This window comes from Kitasatospora sp. NPDC058170 (genome assembly GCF_042883905.1).
Lineage (GTDB): Bacteria > Actinomycetota > Actinomycetes > Streptomycetales > Streptomycetaceae > Kitasatospora.
Genome location: NZ_JBHVUV010000014.1, coordinates 140,758 through 163,401, shown reverse-complemented (window position 1 = coordinate 163,401; position 22,644 = coordinate 140,758). Strand labels below are relative to the sequence as shown.

General features: G+C 73.9%; 14 protein-coding genes, 2 tRNA genes and 1 pseudogene. 9 read left to right on the top strand and 8 right to left on the bottom strand.

Features of this window, described 5'->3' with window-relative positions; translation table 11 throughout:
* Positions 1-196: 196 nt before the first annotated feature.
* Complete coding sequence (locus ACFVVX_RS17945) at positions 197-3,415, top strand: S41 family peptidase (RefSeq protein WP_387946488.1); 3,219 nt, start codon at positions 197-199, stop codon at positions 3,413-3,415.
* A gap of 133 nt (positions 3,416-3,548) precedes the next feature.
* On the opposite strand, the gene ACFVVX_RS17940 is transcribed toward ACFVVX_RS17945, so the two are convergent.
* From ACFVVX_RS17940 to snpA, 4 genes are all read right to left on the bottom strand, one after another.
* Positions 3,549-3,815 (bottom strand): hypothetical protein, encoded by a 267-nt coding sequence (locus tag ACFVVX_RS17940; protein ID WP_387946486.1) that lies wholly within the window; start codon positions 3,813-3,815, stop codon positions 3,549-3,551.
* A 198-nt stretch (positions 3,816-4,013) separates the two neighbouring features.
* Positions 4,014-6,089 (bottom strand): phosphocholine-specific phospholipase C, encoded by a 2,076-nt coding sequence (locus tag ACFVVX_RS17935; RefSeq protein WP_387946484.1) that lies wholly within the window; start codon positions 6,087-6,089, stop codon positions 4,014-4,016.
* Positions 6,090-6,279: 190 nt separating this feature from the next.
* Positions 6,280-6,939, bottom strand: a complete 660-nt coding sequence (locus ACFVVX_RS17930; protein ID WP_387946482.1) for a pentapeptide repeat-containing protein — start codon at positions 6,937-6,939, stop codon at positions 6,280-6,282.
* 116 nt (positions 6,940-7,055) lie between these two features.
* Complete coding sequence (gene snpA / locus ACFVVX_RS17925) at positions 7,056-7,673, bottom strand: snapalysin (protein ID WP_387946480.1); 618 nt, start codon at positions 7,671-7,673, stop codon at positions 7,056-7,058.
* 196 nt (positions 7,674-7,869) lie between these two features.
* Here snpA and ACFVVX_RS17920 point away from each other — a divergent pair.
* Positions 7,870-8,721 (top strand): annotated as a pseudogene (locus ACFVVX_RS17920) (LysR family transcriptional regulator); the annotation flags it as partial.
* 269 nt (positions 8,722-8,990) lie between these two features.
* On the opposite strand, the gene ACFVVX_RS17915 reads toward ACFVVX_RS17920, so the two are convergent.
* Both ACFVVX_RS17915 and ACFVVX_RS17910 read right to left on the bottom strand, forming a co-directional pair.
* Complete coding sequence (locus ACFVVX_RS17915; protein ID WP_387946478.1) at positions 8,991-10,184, bottom strand: low temperature requirement protein A; 1,194 nt, start codon at positions 10,182-10,184, stop codon at positions 8,991-8,993.
* Between the two features lie 496 nt (positions 10,185-10,680).
* Entirely contained in the window at positions 10,681-12,387 is a 1,707-nt protein-coding gene (locus ACFVVX_RS17910; protein ID WP_387946476.1) for an ABC transporter family substrate-binding protein, read from the bottom strand.
* Between the two features lie 339 nt (positions 12,388-12,726).
* Between ACFVVX_RS17910 and ACFVVX_RS17905 the strand changes: the two genes are divergently transcribed.
* The 5 genes from ACFVVX_RS17905 to ACFVVX_RS17885 all read left to right on the top strand — a co-directional run bounded on the left by ACFVVX_RS17905 (position 12,727) and on the right by ACFVVX_RS17885 (position 17,838).
* On the top strand, positions 12,727-13,710 hold the full coding sequence (locus ACFVVX_RS17905) for an ABC transporter permease (protein ID WP_387946474.1): 984 nt from the start codon (positions 12,727-12,729) through the stop codon (positions 13,708-13,710).
* Between the two features lie 67 nt (positions 13,711-13,777).
* Complete coding sequence (locus ACFVVX_RS17900) at positions 13,778-14,722, top strand: ABC transporter permease (protein WP_387946472.1); 945 nt, start codon at positions 13,778-13,780, stop codon at positions 14,720-14,722.
* Positions 14,719-16,830: a dipeptide ABC transporter ATP-binding protein gene (locus ACFVVX_RS17895; RefSeq protein WP_387946470.1), complete on the top strand. Its 2,112-nt coding sequence runs from the start codon at positions 14,719-14,721 to the stop codon at positions 16,828-16,830. Before ACFVVX_RS17900 ends, ACFVVX_RS17895 begins: the two co-directional genes overlap by 4 nt.
* 153 nt (positions 16,831-16,983) lie before the next feature.
* A tRNA-Lys gene (locus ACFVVX_RS17890) sits at positions 16,984-17,057 on the top strand.
* A gap of 139 nt (positions 17,058-17,196) precedes the next feature.
* Positions 17,197-17,838, top strand: a complete 642-nt coding sequence (locus tag ACFVVX_RS17885; protein WP_387946468.1) for a GPP34 family phosphoprotein — start codon at positions 17,197-17,199, stop codon at positions 17,836-17,838.
* A 43-nt stretch (positions 17,839-17,881) separates the two neighbouring features.
* Here the strand turns inward: ACFVVX_RS17885 and ACFVVX_RS17880 are convergent, their stop codons facing one another.
* Both ACFVVX_RS17880 and ACFVVX_RS17875 read right to left on the bottom strand, forming a co-directional pair.
* Positions 17,882-18,736 (bottom strand): alpha/beta fold hydrolase, encoded by an 855-nt coding sequence (locus tag ACFVVX_RS17880; protein ID WP_387946466.1) that lies wholly within the window; start codon positions 18,734-18,736, stop codon positions 17,882-17,884.
* Positions 18,733-19,545 carry a DUF998 domain-containing protein gene (locus ACFVVX_RS17875; RefSeq protein ID WP_387946464.1) on the bottom strand — a complete coding sequence of 271 codons (813 nt, stop codon included), beginning with the start codon at positions 19,543-19,545 and terminating at the stop codon, positions 18,733-18,735. Before ACFVVX_RS17875 ends, ACFVVX_RS17880 begins: the two co-directional genes overlap by 4 nt.
* Before the next feature lie 123 nt (positions 19,546-19,668).
* On the opposite strand from ACFVVX_RS17875, the gene ACFVVX_RS17870 reads away from it, so the two are divergent.
* Together ACFVVX_RS17870 and ACFVVX_RS17865 are read left to right on the top strand one after the other, a co-directional pair.
* Positions 19,669-19,742: transfer RNA gene (locus tag ACFVVX_RS17870), tRNA-Lys, on the top strand.
* Positions 19,743-19,967: 225 nt separating this feature from the next.
* Positions 19,968-22,619, top strand: a complete 2,652-nt coding sequence (locus tag ACFVVX_RS17865) for a transglycosylase domain-containing protein (protein WP_387946462.1) — start codon at positions 19,968-19,970, stop codon at positions 22,617-22,619.
* Positions 22,620-22,644 lie beyond the last annotated feature (25 nt).

The following is a 22,644-nucleotide window of genomic DNA, read 5'->3' as shown; positions in this document are numbered from 1 at the left end:
AGGGCACGGCGAAGGTACGTGCCAGTGGGGGGTTCGGCCCGACCGCGCACCCTAGTTGGACTAGACCACTGAAGTGGATTCGGCCGGGCGGTGTCAATGGTCCAGACCGCTGGGGCGTGTTCGGGACATGCCCGCGACGGGCCGGCCAGGACCGCGTCCGGTTGCCGGGAGTGACACCCCGTCGAACCATGGAGGGGTGACGTCGCCCGGCTACCTCCGCTACCCCCACCTGTGCGGGGACCTGCTGGCGTTCACGGCCGAGGACGACGTCTGGATCGCACCGCTCGCCCCCGACGGCGCCGCCGGGCGGGCCTGGCGGGTCGGCTGCGACCGCACCCGGGTCAGCCACCCCCGCTTCTCCCCCGACGGGCGGACCCTCGCCTGGACCAGCTGGCAGAGCCTGACCCCCGAGGTGTGGACGGCCCCCGTCGGGGGCGGCGAGGCCGCCCGGCTCAGCCACTGGGGCAGCCAGGACACCCGGGTCCGCGGCTGGCTGCCGGACGGCGAGGTCCTCGCCGTCACCTCGCACCACGAGCCCTTCGGCCACTACACCTGGGCGCACGCGCTGCCGCCGGACGGCTCACCCGGGCGCCGGATGCCCTGGGGACCGGTCGGCGACGCCCAGATGAGCCGGGCGCACACCGTGCTGCTCACCGGCTCGGCGCCGCACGAACCCGCCGCCTGGAAGCGCTACCGGGGCGGCGCCACCGGGCGGCTCTGGGTGGACGGCGAGCGGATCCTCCCCGACCACCGCGGCCACCTCGCCTCCCCGATGCCCGTCGACGGACCCGGCGGGCCCAGGATCGCCTTCCTGTCGGACCACGAGGGCATCGGCAACCTCTACTCCTGCCGCCCCGACGGCACCGACCTGCGCCGGCATACCGACCACGCCTCCTACTACGCCCGCGAGGCCGCCACCGACGGCACCCGGATCGTCTACCAGCACGCCGGCGACCTCTGGCTGCTGGACGGCCTGGACGCCCCCGCGCCCCGCCGGCTGCCCGTGCCGCTCGGCGGCGCCCGGGCCGGGCGGCGGCCCTACCAGGTGGGCGCCGCCTCCCACGTCAAGGACCTCGCCTGCGACCAGACCGGCCGCGCCGGGGTGATCACCGTCCGCGGCAGCCAGTACTGGCTGACCCACCGGGACGGCCCGGCCCGGGCGCTCGCCGACACCCCGGGCGTGCGCACCCGGCTGCCGGTCGTGCTCGGCCGCACCGGCGAGGCCGCCTGGATCACCGACGCACAGGGCGCGGACGCGGTCGAGATCGTCCCGCTGCCCGGCCACGAGGGCGCCCCCGCGCAGCACGGGCACCGGCTGCTCGCCGGCGGGCGGCTCGGCCGCGTCCTGGAGCTCACCGCCGCGCCCGACGGCGCCCGGCTGGCCGTCGCCGCCTCCGACGGACGGCTGCTGCTGGTCGGCGCCGCCGACGGCGCGGTCCGCGAACTGGCCGCCTCCGGCCACGGCCCGGTCTCCGCCGCCCGCTTCTCCCCCGACTCGCGGTGGATCGCCTGGTCGCAGCCGGTGGCCGGGCGCTCGCTGCGCCGGATCCGGCTCACCCGCACCGACGGGCCCGCGGCGATCACCGAGGTCACCGACGGCCGGTTCGAGGACGAGCAGCCGGTGTTCACCCGGGACGGCCGCTACCTGGCCTTCCTCTCCTGGCGGGGCTTCGACCCCGTCCACGACGTGCACACCGGCGACCTCTCCTTCCCGCTCGGCTGCCGCCCCTACCTCGTCCCGCTGACCGCCGACACCCCCTCGCCGTTCGCCGCCCCCGCCGAGGACGGCGCCCCGCGCGGCGACGGCGGCGGCGACGGCACCGTCGAGGTGGACCCGCAGGGCATCGCCGGGCGGCTGGAGCAGTTCCCGGTGATCGCCTCCAAGTACTCGGCCACCGACGCGGTGCGCGGCGGCCTGGTCTGGCTGCGCTGGCCCATCTCCGGCACCCTCGGACAGACCTTCGCCAGTCCGGACGACACCTCCGGGCGCCCCTCGCTGGAGTACTTCGACCTGGCCCGGGGCACCCGCAGCACCCTGGTCGACAAGCTGGACGGCTACGCGGTCTCCGGCGACGGCGGCTCCGTCGCGGTCTACTCGGGCGGCTCGCTGCGGATCGTCCCGGTCTCCGCGCCCTCCGCCGCGACCACCGTCGACCTGCGCCGGATCACCCACACCGTGCACCCGGCCGCCGAATGGCGCCAGGCGTACGGGGAGGCGGCCCGGATCGTCCGCGACCAGTTCTGGGACGCCGGCATGTCCGGGCTGGACTGGCCCGCGCTGGTCGAGCAGTACGAGCCGCTGCTGGAGCGGGTCGCCGGGCCGGACGACTTCGCCGACCTGCTGCGCGAGCTCCTCGGCGAACTCGGCACCTCGCACGCGTACGTCACCCCGTCCCGGCGCGGCGAGGGACCCGCGCTCACCCAGCAGCCGCTCGGGCTGCTCGGCGCCAACGCCCACCGCTCCCCCGACGGGCGCTGGCTGGTCGACCGGGTGCTGGCCGGCGAGTCCTCCGACCCGCGCGCCCGCGCCCCGCTCGCCACCCACGGCGTGCGGGACGGCGACGAGCTACTGGCCGTGGCCGGGCGCCCGGTGGACCCGCTGCGCGGCCCGGAGCCGCTGCTGGTCGGCACCGGCGGCACCACCGTCGAACTCACCCTGCGCAGCGGTCCGGACGGCCCGATCCGCCGGATCGCCGTCACCCCGCTGACCGACGAGCGGCCCATCCGCTACCAGGACTGGGTGGCCAAACGCCGTTCCCTGGTCCGGGAGTTCAGTGACGGGCGGTGCGGCTACCTGCACATCCCGGATCTCGGCGGCTCCGGCTGGGCGCAGTTCAACCGGGACCTGCGGCGGGAGCTGGACAAGCCCGCGCTGGTGCTGGACGTGCGCGGCAACGCCGGGGGCAACGTCTCGGAGCTGGTCCTGGAGAAGCTCACCCGGCGGGTGCTCGCCTGGGACTTCAGCCGGGGGCGGCAGCCGGTGCGGTGGCCGCGGGACGCGCCGCGCGGGCCGGTGGTGGCGCTCGCCGACGAGGCCACCAGCTCGGACGGCGACGTGGTCATCGCGGCGATCAGGCTGCTGGGGCTGGGCCCGGTGGTGGGCAACCGCACCTGGGGCGGGGTGGTCGGCATGACCGGGCGGCACACCCTCGGCGACGGGACGCAGATCTCGGTGCCGAAGAACGCCTCCTGGTTCACCGGCGGACTCGGCTGGTCGGTGGAGAACCACGGGGTGGAGCCGGACGTGCACGTGCTGCGCACCCCGCGGGACTGGGCCCGGGGGCGGCACATCGAGCTGGTCACGGCGGTGCGGCTGGCGCTGGAGCTCCTGGAGGACGCCCCGGACGCCGTCCCGCCGCCGGACGACACCCCGCGCCCGGACCTGCGGCGCCCGCCGCTGCCGCCGCGGGCGTGAGGCACGCGGGGGCAGCCGCGGGCGGGTCGGGCGCGACGAGGGGCGCGCCCGTCGTGCGGGCGCGCCCTACGGCGTCACGATGCGGTCGGTCCCGGCTGCGGTCGGTCCCGGATGGGACCGGCCCCGGATGAGGTCAGTCCCAGGGGTCGCCCTCGGCGGTCATCTCCTCGCGGGCCCGCTCCTCCGCGGCGTGTTCGGCCAGGTCGGCGGCCTGGGCCGCCTCGCGGGCCTTCTCCGTGTCGACGCTGAACGCGTCGGCTGCCTCGTCGTGGGCGAGGGCGGCGCGCTGCGCGGCGTCCGTCATCGCGGTGGTGTCCTGCTCCGGGCCCCCGCCGAGCGAGGACCTGGCCTCCTCGGCGTCGTCGTGCGCCTTGTGGCGGAACCTGTCGAAGATGCCCATGACTCCTCCTCCGGACGACTTCCGGGCTGCCCCCACTCTCACACCGGGGGCGGCGGAGCGCATCCGCTGCGCGGTTCGGCACCGTGCCGCAGCCCCGGGCGCACGCGCGGGGCCGAGGCTGAGGCCGAGGTCGCAGGGCCCCGGGAGGTCCACGGTCCGTGGCTCCCCGGGGCCCCGCCGGGCCGTCCGGCCCCGGTGTCAGCCGCTGACGCTGGCCGTACCGCTCTCCAGGTGGCCGGTGAACCGCTGCGACCAGGTGGCCTCCGCGTCCACCGTGACGGTGAAGTCGTACCAGCCGTTGTTGTAGGCGACCGCGTTGAAGAAGTCGCTGACGCTGCCGCCGGCCGGGACCTGGTACGTCCAGGGGCCGTCCGTCCGGTAGTTGTTCGAGGCGATGGTGAAGGTCAGCGGAGTGCTTCCGGTGTTGGCCAGCCGGAAGTAGAGCGCCTGCTTCCCGGTGCCCGGCTCGACCGCGTACGAGGCGGTGACGGCCGCGTTGCGGCCCGCCTTGGTGGCGTCGCCCTTGAAGCGGCGCAGGAAGCGGTTGGGGCCGACCACCGAGAGGTCGTACTGGCCGCTGCCGTAGCCGGTGCCGCAGTTGAAGAAGTCGCTCTGGTTGCCGCCGGGGTCGACGGTGTACTGCCAGGGGCCGCCACTGCGGTAGGCGTTGGCGTACGCCGCGAAGTGGGCCGACTTGCGGGCCGCGGTGCCCTCGTTGGCCATCTTCAGCCAGACCTTGATCATGCCGCCGGAGCCGGTCTCCAGGTGGTCCAGGTTGGCGTTCGGCTGGTACGGCAGGGCGCGGGCCTGGCGGGTGCCGGACTCCTGCACGGGCAGCCGGTTGTCGACCGGCGCCGGGTTGGGCAGCGGGCCGCAGCTGGACATGCCGATCACCGCGTCGGTGTTGGGCAGGGCGGGCAGGCCGTAGACCGGGTGGGCGAAGTCGAAGGCGCCGGTGAGGTCACCGCACACCCGGCGGCGCCAGTCGCTGATGTTGGGGCAGGTGGCGGGCTTGCCGATGGCGGCGGTCCACTGCTCCAGGAAGCGCAGCACCGAGGTGTGGTCGAAGACCTCGGAGTTCACCCAGCCGCCGCGGGTCCAGGGCGAGATGGCGATCATCGGGACGCGGAAGCCGAGGCCGATGTTGGTGCCGTTGTAGAACTCGCCGGGCGTGCCGGCCGGGGCGGCGGGCGGCGGGACGTGGTCGAAGAAGCCGTCGTTCTCGTCGTAGTTGAGGAAGAGGACGGTGGAGTTGAAGACGTCCGGGTTGGCGTTCAGCGCGTCGATCACGTTGTGGACGAAGTGCGCGCCGTCGGCGGGCGTGGAGTACGGGTGCTCGGAGGAGCCCTGGTCGGGGACGATCCAGGAGACCTGCGGGAGCGTGCCGTTCACGACGTCGGCCCGGATCGCGGCGACGATGTCGTCCGGCGTCCGGCCGGTCACCTTGGGGACGGAGCCCATGCCCTTGACGGCGAGCGGGCTGCCCGCGGGCGCGCCGGAGAACTGGGTGAAGTAGGCCAACGCGTTGTCGCCGTAGTTGTCGGCCGCGTTCTGGTAGAGCTTCCAGCTCACACCGGCGTTCTCCAGCGCCTCGGCGTAGGTCTGCCAGCGCAGGCCCTTCTCGTCGCCGCCGTCGTACGCCGGGCCGCCCGCCTTGCCGTCCGGGTCGATCTGACCGGACCAGTGGTAGGTGCGGTTGGGGCCGGTGGCGCTGATCACGGAACAGAAGTACGCGTCGCAGATGGTCCAGTTCTCGGCGAGCGCGTAGTGGAACGGGATGTCCTGGCGGGTGAGGTAGCCGAGCGTGCGGACGTTGCCCTTGGCTGCGACCCAGGAGTCCATCTTGCCGCCGTTCCAGGCCCGGTGCTGGTCGGACCAGCCGTGGGCGAGGTCGCCGTTGCACTGCGCCAGGCGCTCGGGGTCGGCGCCGCCGGCCGGCTTGGTGGCGCTGAACTGCCACGGGTACTGCCGCCCGAGCCCGTTGGGCTGGTTGAAGACGCTGTTGCCGCCCGCGATCTGGATCGCGCTGCGGTCGGCGAAGCCGCGGACGCCGCGCAGCATCCCGAAGTAGTGGTCGAAGCTGCGGTTCTCCTGCATCAGGATGACGATGTGCTGCGCGTCCGCGATGGTGCCGGTCTGCGACAGCGCCGCCGACGGCGCCACCGCGGTGGGCGCGCTCTGCGCCTGGCCGTTGCCGAGGGTGCCGGCCACCGCCACCCCCGCCGCGGCGGCGCCCGACAACGTCACGAACTTCCTACGACTCAGCTCGGCCATCAGTGCGGCCCGTCCCTTCGCTGGCGATGTTGTGCACACAAGTTGGGGCTCATCGATCGCGCAGCATCCTCCACCCCACCGGAGCGGGCCCACCAGGGGGCCGGGTCAGGGTTGGCGGACTGTTCGCCCTGCCGTCACCGGGCGACCGGGGGCTGAACGGGAAGTCGGTGCGGACACCCGGACGAACCGTTCACCGGTCCTGCACGGTGATGCCCAGGGCCTGGGCGAACTGCGGCGCCAGTTCGAGGAGTTGGGGGGAGCTGATCAGCGCGCCGCGCAGCCCCTCGGGGCCGTCGGTGAGGCCGAGGGTGGCCGCGCCCCGCAGGTCCGTGCGGGTGTGCTTCGCCCCGCGCAGCCGGACCTCCTCCAGGCCGGAGCCGGGGAAGGAGACATCGGTGAGCTTCGCGTCGCCGAAGTCCACGTCGCGCAGCAGGCAGTCCTCGAAGACCACGTCCCGCAGGACGGCGGAGCGCAGGTTGACCGCCTCCAGCTTGCAGCCGCGGAACACCACCCGGCGCAGCGCCGAGCCGTGCGCCGCCACGCCCGCCAGCACCCCGCCGACGAGCGCGCTGTCCTGCCACTCGCTCTCCACCAGCTCGCAGGCCACCCAGCGGCCGGCCCGTGCCCAGACCTCGTTGAAGCGGGCCCGGCGGAGCTTGACCCCGCTCAGCGAGACACCGGTGAAGGCGCACTCCAGGAAGGTCGCCCCGCCCGCCGACTGGTCGAGGTACTCCCCGCCCTCGAAGTGGACGGTGTCGTAGCGCTCGTCGGCGCGCAGCGGGCCGGTGTGGGTCCGCAGCAGGTGGGCGTAGGGCAGGTCGGCCAGGCGGTCGGGGACGGACAGCGGCATGGTGGCGGCACCTCGGGGTCGGCGGAGCGGGCTTCGCCCGCATGCTCGCACGCGGCACCGACAGGTCCGGCCCGGCCGCTCCGGGGAGCGACCGGGCCGGACCGGCCTTCAGCGGATCAGCCGCGGGCCCAGAGGGAGTTCACCCGGCTGCGCTCGGCGGAGTTCGGGTAGGGGTTGGTGCAGGAGGTGCCGGGGCCGCCACCGGACATCAGCTCGCTGCAGGGGCCGGAGTAGTGGTCCGGCAGGCCGAGCACGTGACCGGTCTCGTGCGCGGTGACCCGGGTGGAGTTGTACTGGCGGTTCTGGGCGTAGTCGAGGAAGATGTAGCCCCCGCCGTGCCCGTTGGTGCTCGCGTAGGAGCCGCGCGAGTCGTTGCCCTCGTAGTAGCGGAAGTCGGCGGCGGAGCCGGAGCGCAGCTGGACGTTGGCGACCGAGCTGTTCCAGATCTGCGCGCTCTGGGATATCTGGGTGCGGAAGGTCGGGGCGCTGCTGGCGTCGTAGGTCACGGTGACGACCTTGAGGTACGGGGTCGCCGCCTGCTTGGCGCGCGCCGACTTCATCACGGCCTCGTAGAACGCCTGGTTGTCGGCGTCCTCGGCGGCCGAGCCGGCGTAGGTGTTGGTGGCGGTGTAGCCCTGGACGGGCGCGGCGGCGGCCGTCGTGGGCAGGGCTGCCACACCGGCGGCGAGGGCCAGGCCGAGGGCAGCGGAGAGCGTACGCGTGATGCGGTTCATGTGGGGGCTCCGTGTATGCGAATGCCGCGGCCGGTGGGGGCCGGTCGCGGGGCGCCGGATGAATCCTGCTGCCCCAGAGCTTCGGTCAGTGCGCGGGCCCGGCGGATGATGTCAACCGGTGATAGCACCAGCCAATAGGGTCGGTCCGGTCGGGCCGTCAGATCCTGGCGCGTGTCATGTCCTTGGCGAGACCGGGATGCGCCGTTATGATCCCAAGGTGGAGCTCGACGTGAGACACCTCCGGGTGCTGTGCGCGATCGCCGACACCGGCAGCCTCCGCAAGGCCGCGCTGCACCTCGGCATGACCCAGCCCTCGCTCACCACCCAGCTGCACCGGATCGAACGGGCCATCGGCGGCACCCTGTTCACCCGCGAGCAGACCGGCAGCCGGCCCACCGCGCTCGGCCACTCGGTACTGTCCCGGGCCCGGCCGGTGATCGCCGAGATGGCCGCGCTGGTCGCCGCCGCGCGCCAGGAGGCCCGGGAGGCCGGGAGCAGCGAGCGCAAGCGCCGGCTGCGGATCGGCAGCGTCGGCAGCCGCGCGGTGGCGGCCTGGCTGCGCCGGGTGCACGAGCGGCTGCCGGAGACGGACACCACCATCCACGTGGACATCTCCGCCAACGCCCTGCTGCGGATGGTCGCCGCCGACCAGTTGGACGTCGCCTTCGTGCACGAGAGCGAGGGCTTCCCGCTGAAGGTGCCGCCGGACGCCGAGCACCGCGTCCTGATGGCCCGTGAGCCGCAGTTCGTCGCGCTCGCCCACGACCACCCGGCGGCCGGCTCACCCGTCGTCCACCTGGCCGACCTGGCCGAGGACACCTGGATGGTGGACCCGACCGCCGACCACGAGTACGCGGCGATGCGCCGGGTCTTCACCGAGGCCGGGCTCAACCCGCGGGTGGTCCAGGTGCGCGACAACGCGACCGCCGCCGAGCTGGTCGCCTCCGGCGAGGCCGTCCGCCCCTGCCAGCCGACCTCCGTCCCCGGACCCGGCACCGTCGTCCGGCCGGTGCACGGCGACCCGCTGGCCGTTCGGCTGCTGCTCGCCTGGCGGCCGCGCGCGCTCAGCCCGCCCGCGCTCGACGCGCTGTACGGCGAGCTGCGCGCCGCCTACCTGGACCTCGCCCGGGTCAACCCGACCTACCTGGCCTGGCTGGGACAGCACGAGGGCGTGCTGCACCACCTGCTGGGCCCGCACCCCCGCGAGGCCCAGCCGGTCCGCGGGGCCCAGCAGGTGCGCGAGGTCCAGCCGGTCCACGGGTCTCAACCGGCGCGCGGGGCCCAGCCGGTGCGCGGGGTCCCGTCCGTCCGCGAGGCTCAGCCGCCCTCGCGGGCGTGCAGCGCCACGCCGAGCGCCACCGTCCCCGCGCACACCAGGCCCGCCACCAGGACACCGGAGCCGCCGGCCGCGGTGCAGGCCAGCACCGCCACCGAGGCGATCGGCAGCAGTGCCTGCGAGGCGCCGCTCTTGACGTGCCGGGCGTGCAGCAGCCACACCGTGAACAGGTAGACCGCGGTCGGCACGGTCACCGTCGCGGTGGCCGCCGTCGGCGAGATGTGCGCCTTGTGCACCGCCGACTCCACCGCCACCTCCAGGCCCGAGCCGATCGCGGCCGCCGAGCCGAACACCACGTAGTGGCCGTAACCCCACAGGAACGCCTGCCGGTTGGAGCGCAGGTGCTCGTGGACGGACCGGGCGAAGTAGATCCACCAGGCCGAGAAGCAGATCAGCAGGCCGCCGCCGGCCACCGGGAGCAGTCGGGCCAGCCCCTCGTGCTCGTCCGCCGCCGACTGCACGGCCACGGTCGCCGCCGCCACCGTCTCGCCGAGCACGATCAGCGTGAACAGGCCGTACCGCTCGGCGATGTGGTGCGGGTGCCAGCTGGTCCGGGTGCGCAGCTCGGCGATCACCGGCACGGACAGCTCGGCCAGGATGCCGAGCGGGATGAGGTACGGCCGGACGCCGTGCGGCAGGGCCAGCATCACCACCCAGGCGATCTGGCAGAGCGTGATGCCGGCCGCGTACCGCAGCGCGACCGTGCGCGCCGGGCCCTCCTCGCTGGCCGCCGCCCGCAGCCACTGGGTGACCATGGCCAGGCGCATCACCACGTACCCGACCACCGAGAGCACCAGGTCCTGGTCGGCGAACATCCGGGGCACCCCGGCGGCGAGGATCAGCACGCCGGCGATCTGGACCAGGGTGGTGACCCGGTACGGGACGTCGTCACAGTCGTACGCGGAGGCGAACCAGGTGAAGTTCATCCAGGCCCACCAGATGGCGAAGAACGCGAAGACGTACCCGGTCAGGCCGTCCGCGTGGTGGCCGGCGGCGAGGTCGTGCGCGAGCTCCCGGCTGGCCTGCCCGACCGCGACCACGAAGCAGAGGTCGAAGAAGAGCTCCAGCGGGGTGGCCACCCGGTGCGGCTCGTCCCGGCTGCGCGGGGTCATCCGCCGCACCGGGCGCGGATCGACGTGGTGCGGGCGGGGTGCCGCGGCGGAATCGCTGGTCATGGGCGGGGCTCCGGGACTTGGGGGCAGCTGCACTGTCCCCGCGAATCCTGGCAGCGGCCCGGCCCCCGCGCACGCACCCCGGGCGGTCTGGCGCGGCACGCCCGACGCGTCGGTTTCGTCCGTTCTGCCGTGCCGTCAGCGCCAGTTGACGCCGTGGTGCGCGAACCGGGTGACAGCTCGGCGGGTTTCCGGGCGCGCCCCGCGCCGCGGGCCGCGCCCGGGTGGATCGCACCGCTAGATTCGTCCCCGGTTGGAAGCGCTCGGAAGCGGTCGGAGCGAGCGGATCCGGGCTGGTCCGGAGGGATCCGGAGGGACCGGGCGACAAGGGCGGCCTGCGGGCAACGCGGAAGGTCAAGGCCGGTGGCGGGACACAGGGGGCGGCGGAGCCGTCCCGACCGTGTCCGCACCACCGGCCCCGTGATCACCGCGCTGCTCGCCAGAGCCCGCCGTGCCGCCGTGCCCCCGTGCGCCGCCGCACGGCGTGCTGCCGCGCGGGCTACTTCTCCCAGCCCACCTTGGCGTAGTCCACGCCCGCCAGGCCGAACGCGCCGTAGTTGGCCAGGCCCTTGCGGGTCGCCACCACCGTCGGCCGCTGGTAGAGCTCGACGGTGTGGCCCAGCTCCCAGATCCTGGCGTCCGCCTGGTTGTACAGCTTCGCGGCCGCCACCGGGTCGACCGTCCCCGCGGCCTGCTTCAGCAGGGCGTCGATCTCGGGCGTGCCGAGCTTGGAGTAGTTGCCGAACACGTTGTCGCCCTGCGGCAGCCGGAAGTTCCCGAGGCTGCTGGAGAGCGGGAACGAGTCGGTGTTGCGCCAGCTGGCGATCTCGAACTTGCCCGGGTTCACGTACTTGGTGAAGAAGTCGTTGCTCGGGACCTTGTCGATCTCGACCTTGACCCCGGCCCCCAGCCACATCGACTGGGCGGCGGTCGCGAGGTCCAGCTGGGCCTGCGGGGTGGCGTCGTTGACCACCCAGTGCAGGGTCAGCGACTGGCCGTCCTTCGTGCGCGGCTGACCGCTGCCGGCCTCCTTCCAACCTGCCTCGTCCAGCGTCTTCTTGGCCGCGGCCAGGTCGAACTTGGCCCACTCGCCGGAGTTGTCCTGGTAGCCGGTCTGGTTGGGCATGAAGATGTGGTTGCCGAGCGGCTTGAACTCCACCGGCACACCGTTGTTGGCGATCTTGATCAGCGAGGCGCGGTCCAGCGCCTTGCCGAGCGCCTGGCGCACCTTCTGGTCGGCCAGCGCGCCGCCGCCGCCGAAGGAGATGTGCACCTCGTCCCACGGGCTGGCGGTCCGGATCACCGTGTCCTTGGCGTCCTTGAGCTGCCCGTACGCGGTCGCCGTCCCCGCCGTGGCGTAGTCGATCTCGTTGTTGAGGAAGGCCTGGGTGGTCGCCGACTGGGACATCACCCGGAAGGTGACCTTCTCCGCCTTGGGCTTCTCGCCCCACCAGGCGGGGTCGGGCACCAGCGTGATGGTCTGCGCGGTCTTGTCCGCCGTTCCGATCTTCAGGGCGCCGGCGGTGATCGGGATCTTCTCCACCCAGCCCTTGTTGAAGTCGTCCGCGGAGCCGATCGCGGCCGCCGGGATCAGCGGGCGGAACAGGTTCTGCCAGTCCGCGTACGGCTCCGAGAAGGTCACCTTGACCTCGCTCGGGTCGGCGCCCTGCTCGACGCCGGAGATCAGCTCGTAGCCGGAGGAGTCGGCGATGTTGTAGCCGTCCTTCTTGCCGTTGGTCGCCTCCCAGTCCGCCTTGAAGTCCAGGTAGCCGAGCGCCTTGCCGTCCGACCACTTGGCCTTCGGGTTGAGCTTGTAGGTGACCACCTGCGGGGAGGTCGAGGTGACCTTCGCCTCCAGCAGGTAGTCGGTGACCGGCTTGAAGGTGCCGCTCTCGTCGGTCGTGAAGAGCTCGGGCTCCAGGGCCCGCATGATCTCGACCGCGTCGCCGTAGCGGCCGTCCACCTGGAGCGGGTTCCACTGGGTGATCCACTGGTAGAGCGGGAGCCGCACCTCGCCGCCGTCGCGCAGCTGGTCCACCGGCTTGGCGTTGATGTCGATCGCCCCCTGCCGCGGCGGCTCGCTCTTGGCCACCTTGTCGGCCGAACCACCGCCGCCCGAACTGCAGGCGGTCGCCGCCAGCGCGACGGCGAGGGTGAGCACGACGGCCCGGCCGAGGCGGCGGGGCGTACTGGTGGAAGCGTCCATGAGGGTTCTCCCCGTGAAATCCGACAGGTGGTGAGGCGGGTGTGGGACGAGAGGTGACGCTTGGGCATCGCGAGGTGTGGCGAGGCTTGAGCGTGGGCAGCCAAGTCGGTGCCGAGCGAGCCGAACGTAACAGCCGATCAGTTCCAGTACCAGGGGGTGGAGTTCACACCTGATCCAAACGAAACAGGCCGCAACACTGCCGCAATACCCCGGCCGCGCGCCGGTGCAACACTCTGACCTGCTGTTTCCCCACACCGCCCGACCAGGGCCCCCGACCGAAGGCCACCACCCGATGCCCACCAGACGCGTCGGCCCCGCCCCCACCCCGGGCGGCCGCTGATGCTCCGCTACCTGGCGAAGCGGCTCAGCTACTACGCGGTGCTGCTGATAGCCGCCGTGTTCCTGGCGTACGCGCTCTCCGCCGCCGCCCTCCAGCCGCGCACCTACTTCGAGTCCAAGGTGCCCCGCCCGGCCGCCGCCTCCGTCGAGCGGCAGCTCACCGACCTCAACATCAACGACCACACCCCGGTCGTCGAACGCTTCGGCCACTGGGCCGGCGGCCTGCTGCTCCACGGCGACCTCGGCCGCACCATCCACGACACCCCGGTGCTCGACGACTTCCGCCGCCGGGTCTGGGTCTCGCTGCGCCTGCTGCTGATCGGCAGCCTGCTCGGCATGGGCCTCGGCGTCGCCGCCGGGGCGTGGAGCGCGGTCCGCCAGTACCGGATGTCCGACCGGCTGCTCACCGTCTTCTCCTTCGTCATGCTCTCCACCCCCGTCTTCCTGGTGGCGCTCTTCCTGAAGAACGGCGCCATCGCCGCCAAGGACGTGGCCGGCCACGAGGTCGTCCCCTTCACCGGGTACGAGACCCCCGGCCTGAGCGGCGGGTTCGGGGCCCACCTGGGCGACTGGGCGCTGCACCTGCTGCTGCCCACCCTGTCGCTCGCGCTCGGCGGCCTCGCCACCTACAGCCGCTACCAGCGCGGCACCATGCTCGACGTGCTCGGCTCCGACTACCTGCGCACCGCCGAGGCCAAGGGCCTCACCCGCGGTCGCGCCCTGGTCAAGCACGGTCTGCGCACCGCGGTGATCCCGATGTCGACGATGTTCGCCTACAGCTTCCTGGGCATCTTCACCGGCGCCGCCTTCACCGAGACCATCTTCGGCTGGCACGGCATGGGCGAGTGGTTCATCCAGTCCATCAACGAACAGGACGTCAACTCGGTGGTCGCCGTGAACCTGTTCGCCGCCGTGGTGGTGCTCGCCTCCGGCTTCCTCGCCGACACCCTGCACGCCGCCCTCGACCCGCGCGTGCGGTCCTGACCGGAGGAGGAGTCGTCATGACCGTCATGCCCCCGAGGAGAGCCGCCGTGACCGGAGGAGAGGCACCGTGACCACCGTCGTCGCACAGCCCGCCGAGGCCTCCGGCTCCGGCCGGCCCCCCGAGGCGACCGGCCGGGGCCGGCTCGTCCTCGCCCGACTGCTGGCCGCCCGCTGGGCGGTGGCCGGCACCGTCGTCGTCCTGCTGCTGTTCGCCCTCGCCTTCGGCGGCCAGTACCTCACGCCCTGGGACTACGCCGCCCCCGACTACACCGCACTGCGCCAACCCCCCTCCGGGACCCACTGGTTCGGCACCAACGGGATCGGCCAGGACGTCTTCGCGCAGACCGTCCGCGGACTGCAGAAGTCCCTGGTGATCGGCCTGCTGGTGGCGCTGTTCTCGACCGTGCTGGCCTCCCTGTTCGGGGCCTGCGCCGGCTACTTCGGCGGCTGGACGGACCGGGTGCTGATGTTCGTGGTGGACCTGATGCTGGTGTTCCCCAGCTTCCTGATCATCACCATCATCTCGCCCCGGCTGAAGGGCACCGGCTGGCTGGCCTTCGTCCTGCTGCTCGCCCTCTTCAACTGGATGATCACCGCCCGGGTGGTCCGCTCGATGACCCTCTCGCTGCGCGACCGGGAGTTCGTCCGCGCCGCCCGGTTCATGGGCGTCCACCCGCTGCGGATCATCACCCGGCACATCCTGCCGAACGTCGCCTCCTTCCTGATCATCGACGCCACCATCGCCGTCGGCGGCGCCGTGATGAGCGAGACCGCGCTCTCCTACTTCGGCTTCGGCGTCAAGGCACCCGACGTCTCGCTCGGCACCCTGCTCGCCGCCGGCACCTCCGACGCGCCCGTCTTCCCCTGGCTGTTCTACTTCGCCGCCGGGCTGCTGGTGCTGTTCGTCCTGGCCGTCAACCTGATCGGCGACGGGCTGCGCGACGCGCTCGACCCCACCGCCGAGGCGGGCCGCCCCCCTCGCAGGACTCGTAGGAAGCGCGAAGGAAAGTGACCACCACCGTCGAAACCCCGCTGCTGGCCGTCCGAGACCTGCGGGTCGACTTCGCCGGACCGCGCGGCGCCACCGTCCCCGCCGTCCGGGGCGTGGACCTCACCCTGCGGCGCGGCGAGACCCTCGGCATCGTCGGCGAGTCCGGCTCCGGCAAGTCCGTCACGGCGCTGGCCGTCCTCGGGCTGCTGCCCGCGACGGCCGGCGTCCGCGGTTCGGTCGAACTGGAGGGGCGCGAGCTGGTCGGCCTGCCCGGCCGCGAACTCGCCGCCATCCGCGGCAGCCGGATCGCCATGGTCTTCCAGGACCCGCTCTCCGCCTTCACGCCCGTCTACCGGATCGGCGAGCAGATCGTCGAGGCGCTGCGCATCCACCAGCGCCTGGACAGGCCCGCCGCACGCCGACGGGCCGCCGAACTGCTCGACCTGGTCGGCATCCCGGCCCCCGAGCGCGCCCTGGACAGCTTCCCGCACGAGTTCTCCGGCGGCATGCGCCAGCGCGCCATGATCGCCATGGCCATCGCCAACGACCCCGACATCCTGCTCGCCGACGAGCCGACCACCGCCCTGGACGTCACCATCCAGGCCCAGGTGCTCGACGTGCTGCGCACCGCGCAGCGGGAGACCGGCGCCGCGCTCGTCCTGGTCAGCCACGACCTCGGCGTCATCGCCGGGATGGCCGACCGGGTCGCCGTGATGTACGCGGGCCGGGTGGTCGAGACGGCCGGTGTGGACGAGCTGTTCGCCGCTCCGCGCCACCCGTACACGCTCGGCCTGATCGGCGCGGTGCCGCGGCTGGACGCCCGGGGCGGACCGCTGGTGCCGATCCCCGGCACGCCCGCTCCGATGGCGGACCTGCCGGCCGGCTGCCCGTTCGCCGCCCGCTGCCCGCTGGTCGAGGAGCGGTGCCGGACAGCCGAGCCCGGACTCACGGGCTCCGGGCCGCACACCGCGGCCTGCGTCCGGAGCGAGGAGCTGGCCGAGCGGCGGCCGGCGCCGGCCGAGGTCTACCCGGTGCCTGCGGTGCCGGCGGCGGCGGGGGCGGCGGGGGCGGCTGCGGCCGGGCTGCCCGGGTCTCCGGTGCCGCCTCGGGAGGAGCGACCCGCCGTGCTCTCCGTGAGCGGGCTCGGAAAAACCTTTCCGCTGCTCAAGGGCGCCGTGTTCAAACGCCGGATCGGCGAGGTGTACGCGGTGGACGGCGTCGAGCTGGACATCCGCCAGGGCGAGACGCTCGGCCTGGTCGGCGAGTCCGGCTCCGGCAAGTCCACGACGCTGTTCGAACTGCTGCGACTCGCCGCACCCGAGTCCGGCCGGATCGAGCTGCTCGGACACGACACCTCCCGGCTCACCCGGGCACAGGCCCACCGGCTCCGGGCCGAACTGCAGATCGTCTTCCAGGACCCTATGGCCAGCCTCGACCCCCGGATGCCGATCGGCGACATCGTCGCCGAGCCGCTGCGCGCCCAGCACGCCGCCCGCCCGGAGATCGCCCGGCGGGTGCCCGAACTGCTGCGCCAGGTCGGCCTCGACCCGGCCCACGCCGTCCGCTACCCGCACCAGTTCTCCGGCGGGCAGCGCCAGCGGATCTCGATCGCCCGCGCGCTGGCCGTCCGACCGAAGCTGCTGGTGCTGGACGAACCGGTCTCCGCGCTGGACGTCTCCATCCAGGCCGGTGTGCTCAACCTGCTCCAGTCGCTCAAGGCGGAGCTGGGCCTCTCCTATCTCTTCGTCTCGCACGACCTGTCGGTGATCCGGCACCTCGCCGACCGGGTCAGCGTGATGTACCTCGGGCGGACGGTCGAGCAGGGCGAGGTCTCCGCGGTCTTCGACCGCCCCCGCCACCCGTACACCCGGGCCCTGCTCTCGGCCGTCCCGCTGCCCGACCCGGCCGCCGAACGCGCCCGCACCCGGATCCTGCTCGCCGGGGACCCTCCCTCCCCGACCACCCGCCGCACCGGCTGCCCGTTCCGCACCCGCTGCCCCGTCTACGCCGGACTGCCCGCCGACGCGCGGACCCGCTGCGAGCAGCAGGCCCCGCCACTGACCGGCCCCGCGCCGGGCGTGGACCACGAGGCGGCCTGCCACTTCCCTGAGCTCGCGGGGTCGCAGTAGGCCACCGGCCGCGCCGCCGTCCCGCGCCGCCGTCCCGTTCCGCCGGCCCGTCCCGCTCAGCCGTCCCGTTCCGCCAATCGTGACGGAACGTGGCGGGTCGGTGGCGATTCGGCGGATCGGCCCCGCCCCGTGTAATGTTCTCCAGGTCAGCAGGCGCCGCTAGCTCAGTTGGTTAGAGCAGCTGACTCTTAATCAGCGGGTCCGGGGTTCGAGTCCCTGGCGGCGCACATGCAGGTCTCAGGCCGTCCACCTCAGGTGGGCGGCCTGAGGCGTTTCCGGGGCGGGTAGGTTGCAGGGGCGCGGCCGTCCACCGCCATGGCCGCCACTTGCCGCCACTCGCCGACCGACTGCCGGAGGTGCCCGCCCGTGGCCCCGTTCGACACCCGTTCGATCCCCGAGGAACTGCTGCTGCTCTGCGTCGATCCGGAGTACGGCCGCCTGCGGATCCCCCGCGCCACCATCCACCGGGTGATCGCGGGCGCCGTCCTGGCCGAGCTGCTGGTGACCGGCGCGATCAGCGTCGACGGGCGGCGGATCACCGGGTACCGCCCGCTGGGCCCCGCCGACGAGGTCGCGGCCGGCGTGCTCGCCCGGCTGGAGGACACCGGGAAGCGCCAGAGCCGGCACGGGCTGGACCTCGCCCTGCGCCGGATACCGCGCAGGCCCGGGTACCAGCCGTACCTCGACCGGCTGGTCGCCGCCGGGCTGGTCACCGTCGAGACCCGGCGGTTCCTCGGGCTGCCGCACCGGAGCTACCTGGCGGCCCGGCCGGACATCGGAACGGAGACCGCCGCGCGGGTCGCCGCCACCCTCCAGCGCCCGGCCGACGGATCCCCGGCGGCCGAGCGCGACCGGCAGCTGGCCGGTCTGGTGGCCGCGGCACGACTGGACCGCCGGTTCTACCCGGGCGCTGCGGGCGCCCCGACCCGGCGGGCCGCCCGGCAGCTCGGCAAGGAGCTGCCGGTCGCCCAGGCGGTGCGGCGGGCCGTCGACGCGGACTCCGGGTAGCGGCCCCGGCTCGGAGGTCGGGGCCGGCCCGGGGCCGGAGCGGTCAGCGGGTGTCCAGGATCGCCGAGGCCACCGCGTCCGGGCGGTCGAACATCAGCAGGTGCCCGGCCGGGGCGGTGGTCCGGAAGTCGGCGCCGAGCAGCCCGGCGAGTGCGCGCTGGGCGTCCAGCCACTCCCTGGTCCGGCGGGTGTCGCAGCCGTCGTCCGCGGCCAGCACGGTGACCGCCAGCCCGTCGGCGAGCGGCGCGGTGCGGCGCAGCCCGTCCAGCTCGGCGGCCATGTCGAGGTAGCGGGTGTTCTCCCGGAGCAGCGCGCGCAGCGCCCGCCCGGTGCGGTAGCAGTGCCGGACCAGCGGCGCCGGGGCGAGCTCCTCGCCCCGGACGGTCGTCGCCCGGACCGTCAGCCGGCGCACGGCGGGCCCGAACAGGTACGGCACCGCGACGGCGGTGGCCGCGCCCGCGGCGGCCCGGGCCACGAGGTCGCGCAGTCCGGGGACGGGGCGCGCCCGGGCACCGGGTTCGGTGCTGCCGTCCACCAGGACCAGCCCGGCCGCCCGTTCCGGATGGAGCCGGGCGAAGGCCTCGGCGTGGAACCCCGCGAGCGAGTGGCCCGCCACCGTGCAGGGTTCGCGCAGCCCGATGGCGTCCAGCACGCCCCGGATGCGCCCCGCCTCGCCGGCCGCCGTCGCCGGTGGCCGGGCCGCGGATTCGGGCGCGCTCAGCCCGTACCCGGGCCGGTCGAAGCGGACCACCGTGCGGTAGGGCGTGAGGAAGGGGACGACGAGGTCCCAGTCGAACCAGCTGCTGCCGAGCCCGCCACTGAGCACGCAGACCGGTCCGCGGCCCTCGGCCCGCACGTGCAGCGGGGTGCCGTCGATGCGCAGGAACGCCGCGGTCATACCGGCTCCCGCCGCTCGCCCCCGGCCCGCGCCCCGGTCGGGGCGGCGGCCGCACCGTCCGGCCGCGCGAGGGCGAACGCCAGCAGCGCCAGCCAGAGCGCGACCAGGAGGACCTGCAGGCGCTGGCCCGCGCCCAGCGACCAGGTGCCGTGGCCCGCCTCGAACGCGGCGATCGCGGCGAGGCTCCAGCCGGTGGCCAGCAGCTCCGCCAGCACCAGCCACGGCCCGAACCGGCGCACCGGCGGCCACCAGCCGTAGCGGCGGGCGGCGACGGTGAGCGCGGTCAGCCCGGCGAGCGCGCCGAGCATGGCGAGGCTGCTGGTCACGGCGTGCGCGGTGTGCGTGGCGGGGACGAGGCCGGCCGTCTCGCGGGCGGCGCACTCCTCGTCGCTGGTGGGCGCGCAGCTGAGCGGGAGCCGGGAGTCGGCGGCGGTGGCCGCGCCGAAGAGCGCGAGTGCCGCCCAGCCGGCCATCGCCCAGAGCCGTGCGCCGTGCCCGCCCGCTCGCACGGGGTCCGCTCGCGGGGAGCCGGGGTCGTGCAGGGGTCCGGGCCCGTGGAAGTCGAAGGAGAGCAGCGCCGTGGTGGCCGCGGCGAGCACGGCGAGGCCGGCCACCAGGTCGGTGGCCCGGAACAGGCCGCCCAGCGGCTGGTCCTCGGCGGCGAGCTCGCTGATGTACGCCTGGACCGGGTCGAGGCCCGTGCTCAGCACCACCTCCAGCACCCACGCGGTGTACGCCACCGCGCTGAGCAGCAGCAGGGCGGCGACGGCGGACCGGGCGCTCCGGCGGCCGGGGCGGGGGCTGGGCACGAGTCCACCCTAACCGTCGGCAAACTCCGCCCCAACCGGGCGGAAACGGTCACTCCGTCCGGCATCCCGTCCCGGCGGTGGGAGGCACCCTCCGGGACCGTGTATTGTTCTCCAGGTCAGCAGGCGCCGCTAGCTCAGTTGGTTAGAGCAGCTGACTCTTAATCAGCGGGTCCGGGGTTCGAGTCCCTGGCGGCGCACAGACATTGGGGAGCCTCTCGCATCAGCGAGGGGCTCTCCGATTTTTTTGCCCATCAGCGCCCGTTTTGCGTGTGATGTCGGTCTCGATCGCCGCTTCGGTGGAGCCAACCGGCACGTTCCACGCGTATTGCGCTGTACACCGGAAAGCGGGACATAGGTCCCTCGCCGTCGACGATCCCGGCTGTGCAGGTCGGCACGGTCCACCCGCAGGAAAGGCCGCCGCTTTGTCCAGAAACATCCCGAGCGGCCAGCCCACGCCGTCCCCCTTCGCCGCCCGGCTCCGCCCGGTGAAGCGCCTGAAGCGCTCCGCCCCCGGCCCGGACGGCGGGCTCGCCGGCGCCGGGCCCGCGGGCGGCCTCTCCTCCGGCGGCCTGTCCTCCGGCGGCCGGTCGTCGGGCGGTCGTGCCTCGGGCGGTGGCCGGAAGTCTCGCCGCCCGAAGCGCACCGGCTGGCGCCGGCTGATCCCGACCTGGCGGATGTCCCTGCTCGGCCTCGTGGCCGCACTGCTGCTCGGCGTGGGCCTGTTCGCGCTCGGGATCGCCCTGGTGAAGGTGCCGGACGCCCACGCCGCCGCGACCGCCCAGAGCAACACCTGGCTCTACCAGGACGGCTCGGTGATCGCCCGGACCGGCCAGACCAACCGGCAGAACGTGGGCCTGGACAAGGTCTCCCCCGCCGCCCAGCACGCCGCGCTGGCCGCCGAGGACCGCAACTTCTACCACGAGGGCGCCGTCAACGTGTCCGGCCTGGTCCGCGCCGCCGTCAACACCGCCAAGGGCGAGGGCACCCAGGGCGGCTCGACGATCACCCAGCAGTACGTGAAGAACACCTACCTGAGCCAGAAGCAGTCCGTCACCCGCAAGGTGAAGGAGCTCTTCATAGCGATGAAGGTGGACGCCACCGAGACCAAGGACGACATCCTCTCGGGCTACCTCAACACCTCCTACTACGGGCGCGGCGCCTACGGCATCCAGGCCGCCGCCCAGCAGTACTTCGGGGTCGACGCGGCCGCGCTCGACCCCGCCCAGGGCGCCTACCTGGCCACCCTGCTGAACGCGCCGAGCGCCTACGACGTGGCCACCGCGACCGCCGCGGGCAAGCAGAACGCCGTCAACCGCTGGAACTACGTCCTGGACGGCATGGTGAAGGAGGGCTGGCTCTCCGCCGAGGAGCGCGCCGCCACCGCCTTCCCCGAGGTCAGGGACCCGCAGACCCAGCTCGGCCTCTCCGGCCAGGCCGGCTACCTGGTCAACGCGGCGACCGACTACCTCACCACGAACCGGATCATCACCGAGGCCGAGCTGGCCAAGGGCGGCTACACCGTCAGGCTGACCGTCGACCCGGCCCGCCAGCAGGCCCTCCAGGACTCGGTCCAGGTGCAGCTGCACGACACCCTGAACCCGGACAAGCGGAAGAAGGACGCGGCCGCCCAGGCCGGCGCCGTCTCCGTCGATCCGAAGACCGGCGCCGTGGTCGCCCTGTACGGCGGCGTCGACTACACCAAGCACTACATCGACAACGCCACCCGGCGCGACTACCAGGCCGGCTCCACCTTCAAGGCGATCGCGCTGGCCGCGGCCCTGGAGAACGACGCCAGGACCCAGTCCGGCCAGCTCGTCACACCGCGCACGGTGTACGACGGGACCAGCGGCCGCAAGGTCCGCGGCGGCAAGGGCATCCCGTACGCGCCGCCGAACGAGGGCGACAAGAACTACGGACAGGTCACCCTCCAGCAGGCCACCGACTGGTCGGTGAACTCGGTGTTCGCCCAGCTCGCCCAGGACACCGGGCTGCAGCGGGTCCGGGACACCGCCATCGCGCTGGGCCTGCCCAGCAACACCCCCGGCCTGGACCTGGTCTCCTCCATCCCGCTGGGCACCGCCAACCCGAGCGTGCTCGACATGGCCGGCGTGTACGCCACGCTGGACAACGGCGGCAGGCAGATCACCCCGTGGCTGGTGCAGTCGGTGGACCGCGAGGGCGAGCAGCTGTCGCTGCCGGCCCACAAGACCACGCAGGCGATCAGCGAGGAGACCGCCCAGCAGGTGACCGCGATGCTGCAGGGCGTGGTGAGCGACCCGGGCGGTACCGGCTGGCGAGCGAAGGCGCTGGGCCGTCCGGTGGCGGGCAAGACCGGCACCACGGACGACCAGAAGTCGGTCTGGTTCGTCGGGTACACCCCGGAGCTGGTGACCTCCGTGGCGCTGTTCGGCCAGGACCCGGCCAGCGGCTCCCAGGTCAGCCTCAGCGGCACCGGCGGGATCGACGGCGCGGCGGGCGGCCAGTACCCCGCGCAGATCTGGACCGCCTACATGAAGGCGGCGCTGAAGGGGCAGCCGGTCACCGACTTCACCTCGCCCTCGGACGCGGACGACTCCTGGTCGGGTGGCAGCGGTATCCCGGGCGGCTCCGCGACCCCGTCCGCACCGGCCTCGACCCCGGCGGCCCCGGGCGGCGGTCCGACCGGCGGCGCCCCGGGCGGTGCGGGTTCCGGCGCCTCGCCGGGGGCGGACGGCGGCTCCGGCGGATCGGCAGGCTCCGGCGGGTCATCGGGCTCGTCCGGGTCCTCGGGGGGTTCGGGGTCCTCGGGAGGTTCGGGAGGTTCGGGGGCGTCCGGCGGGCAGGGCGGTTCGGGTTCCGGCGGTGGAGCGACCACCGCCCCCACCCCGGAACCGACCCGGCAGCCGACCACGCCGCCGACCGGTCGCCCGACCCGGACGCCCTCGCCCACCACGGGGCCCACCACCGCTCCGACCACGGGCCCGACCACCGCACCCCAGCCGTCGGGAGGCACGGGCAGCGGCACGGGATCGGGTACGGACGGGGCTTCGGGCTCGGGTTCGGCCGCCCTGGCAGACGCGGGCGCGGGTCAGTAGCCGCACGCCGCACACCGGACCACCC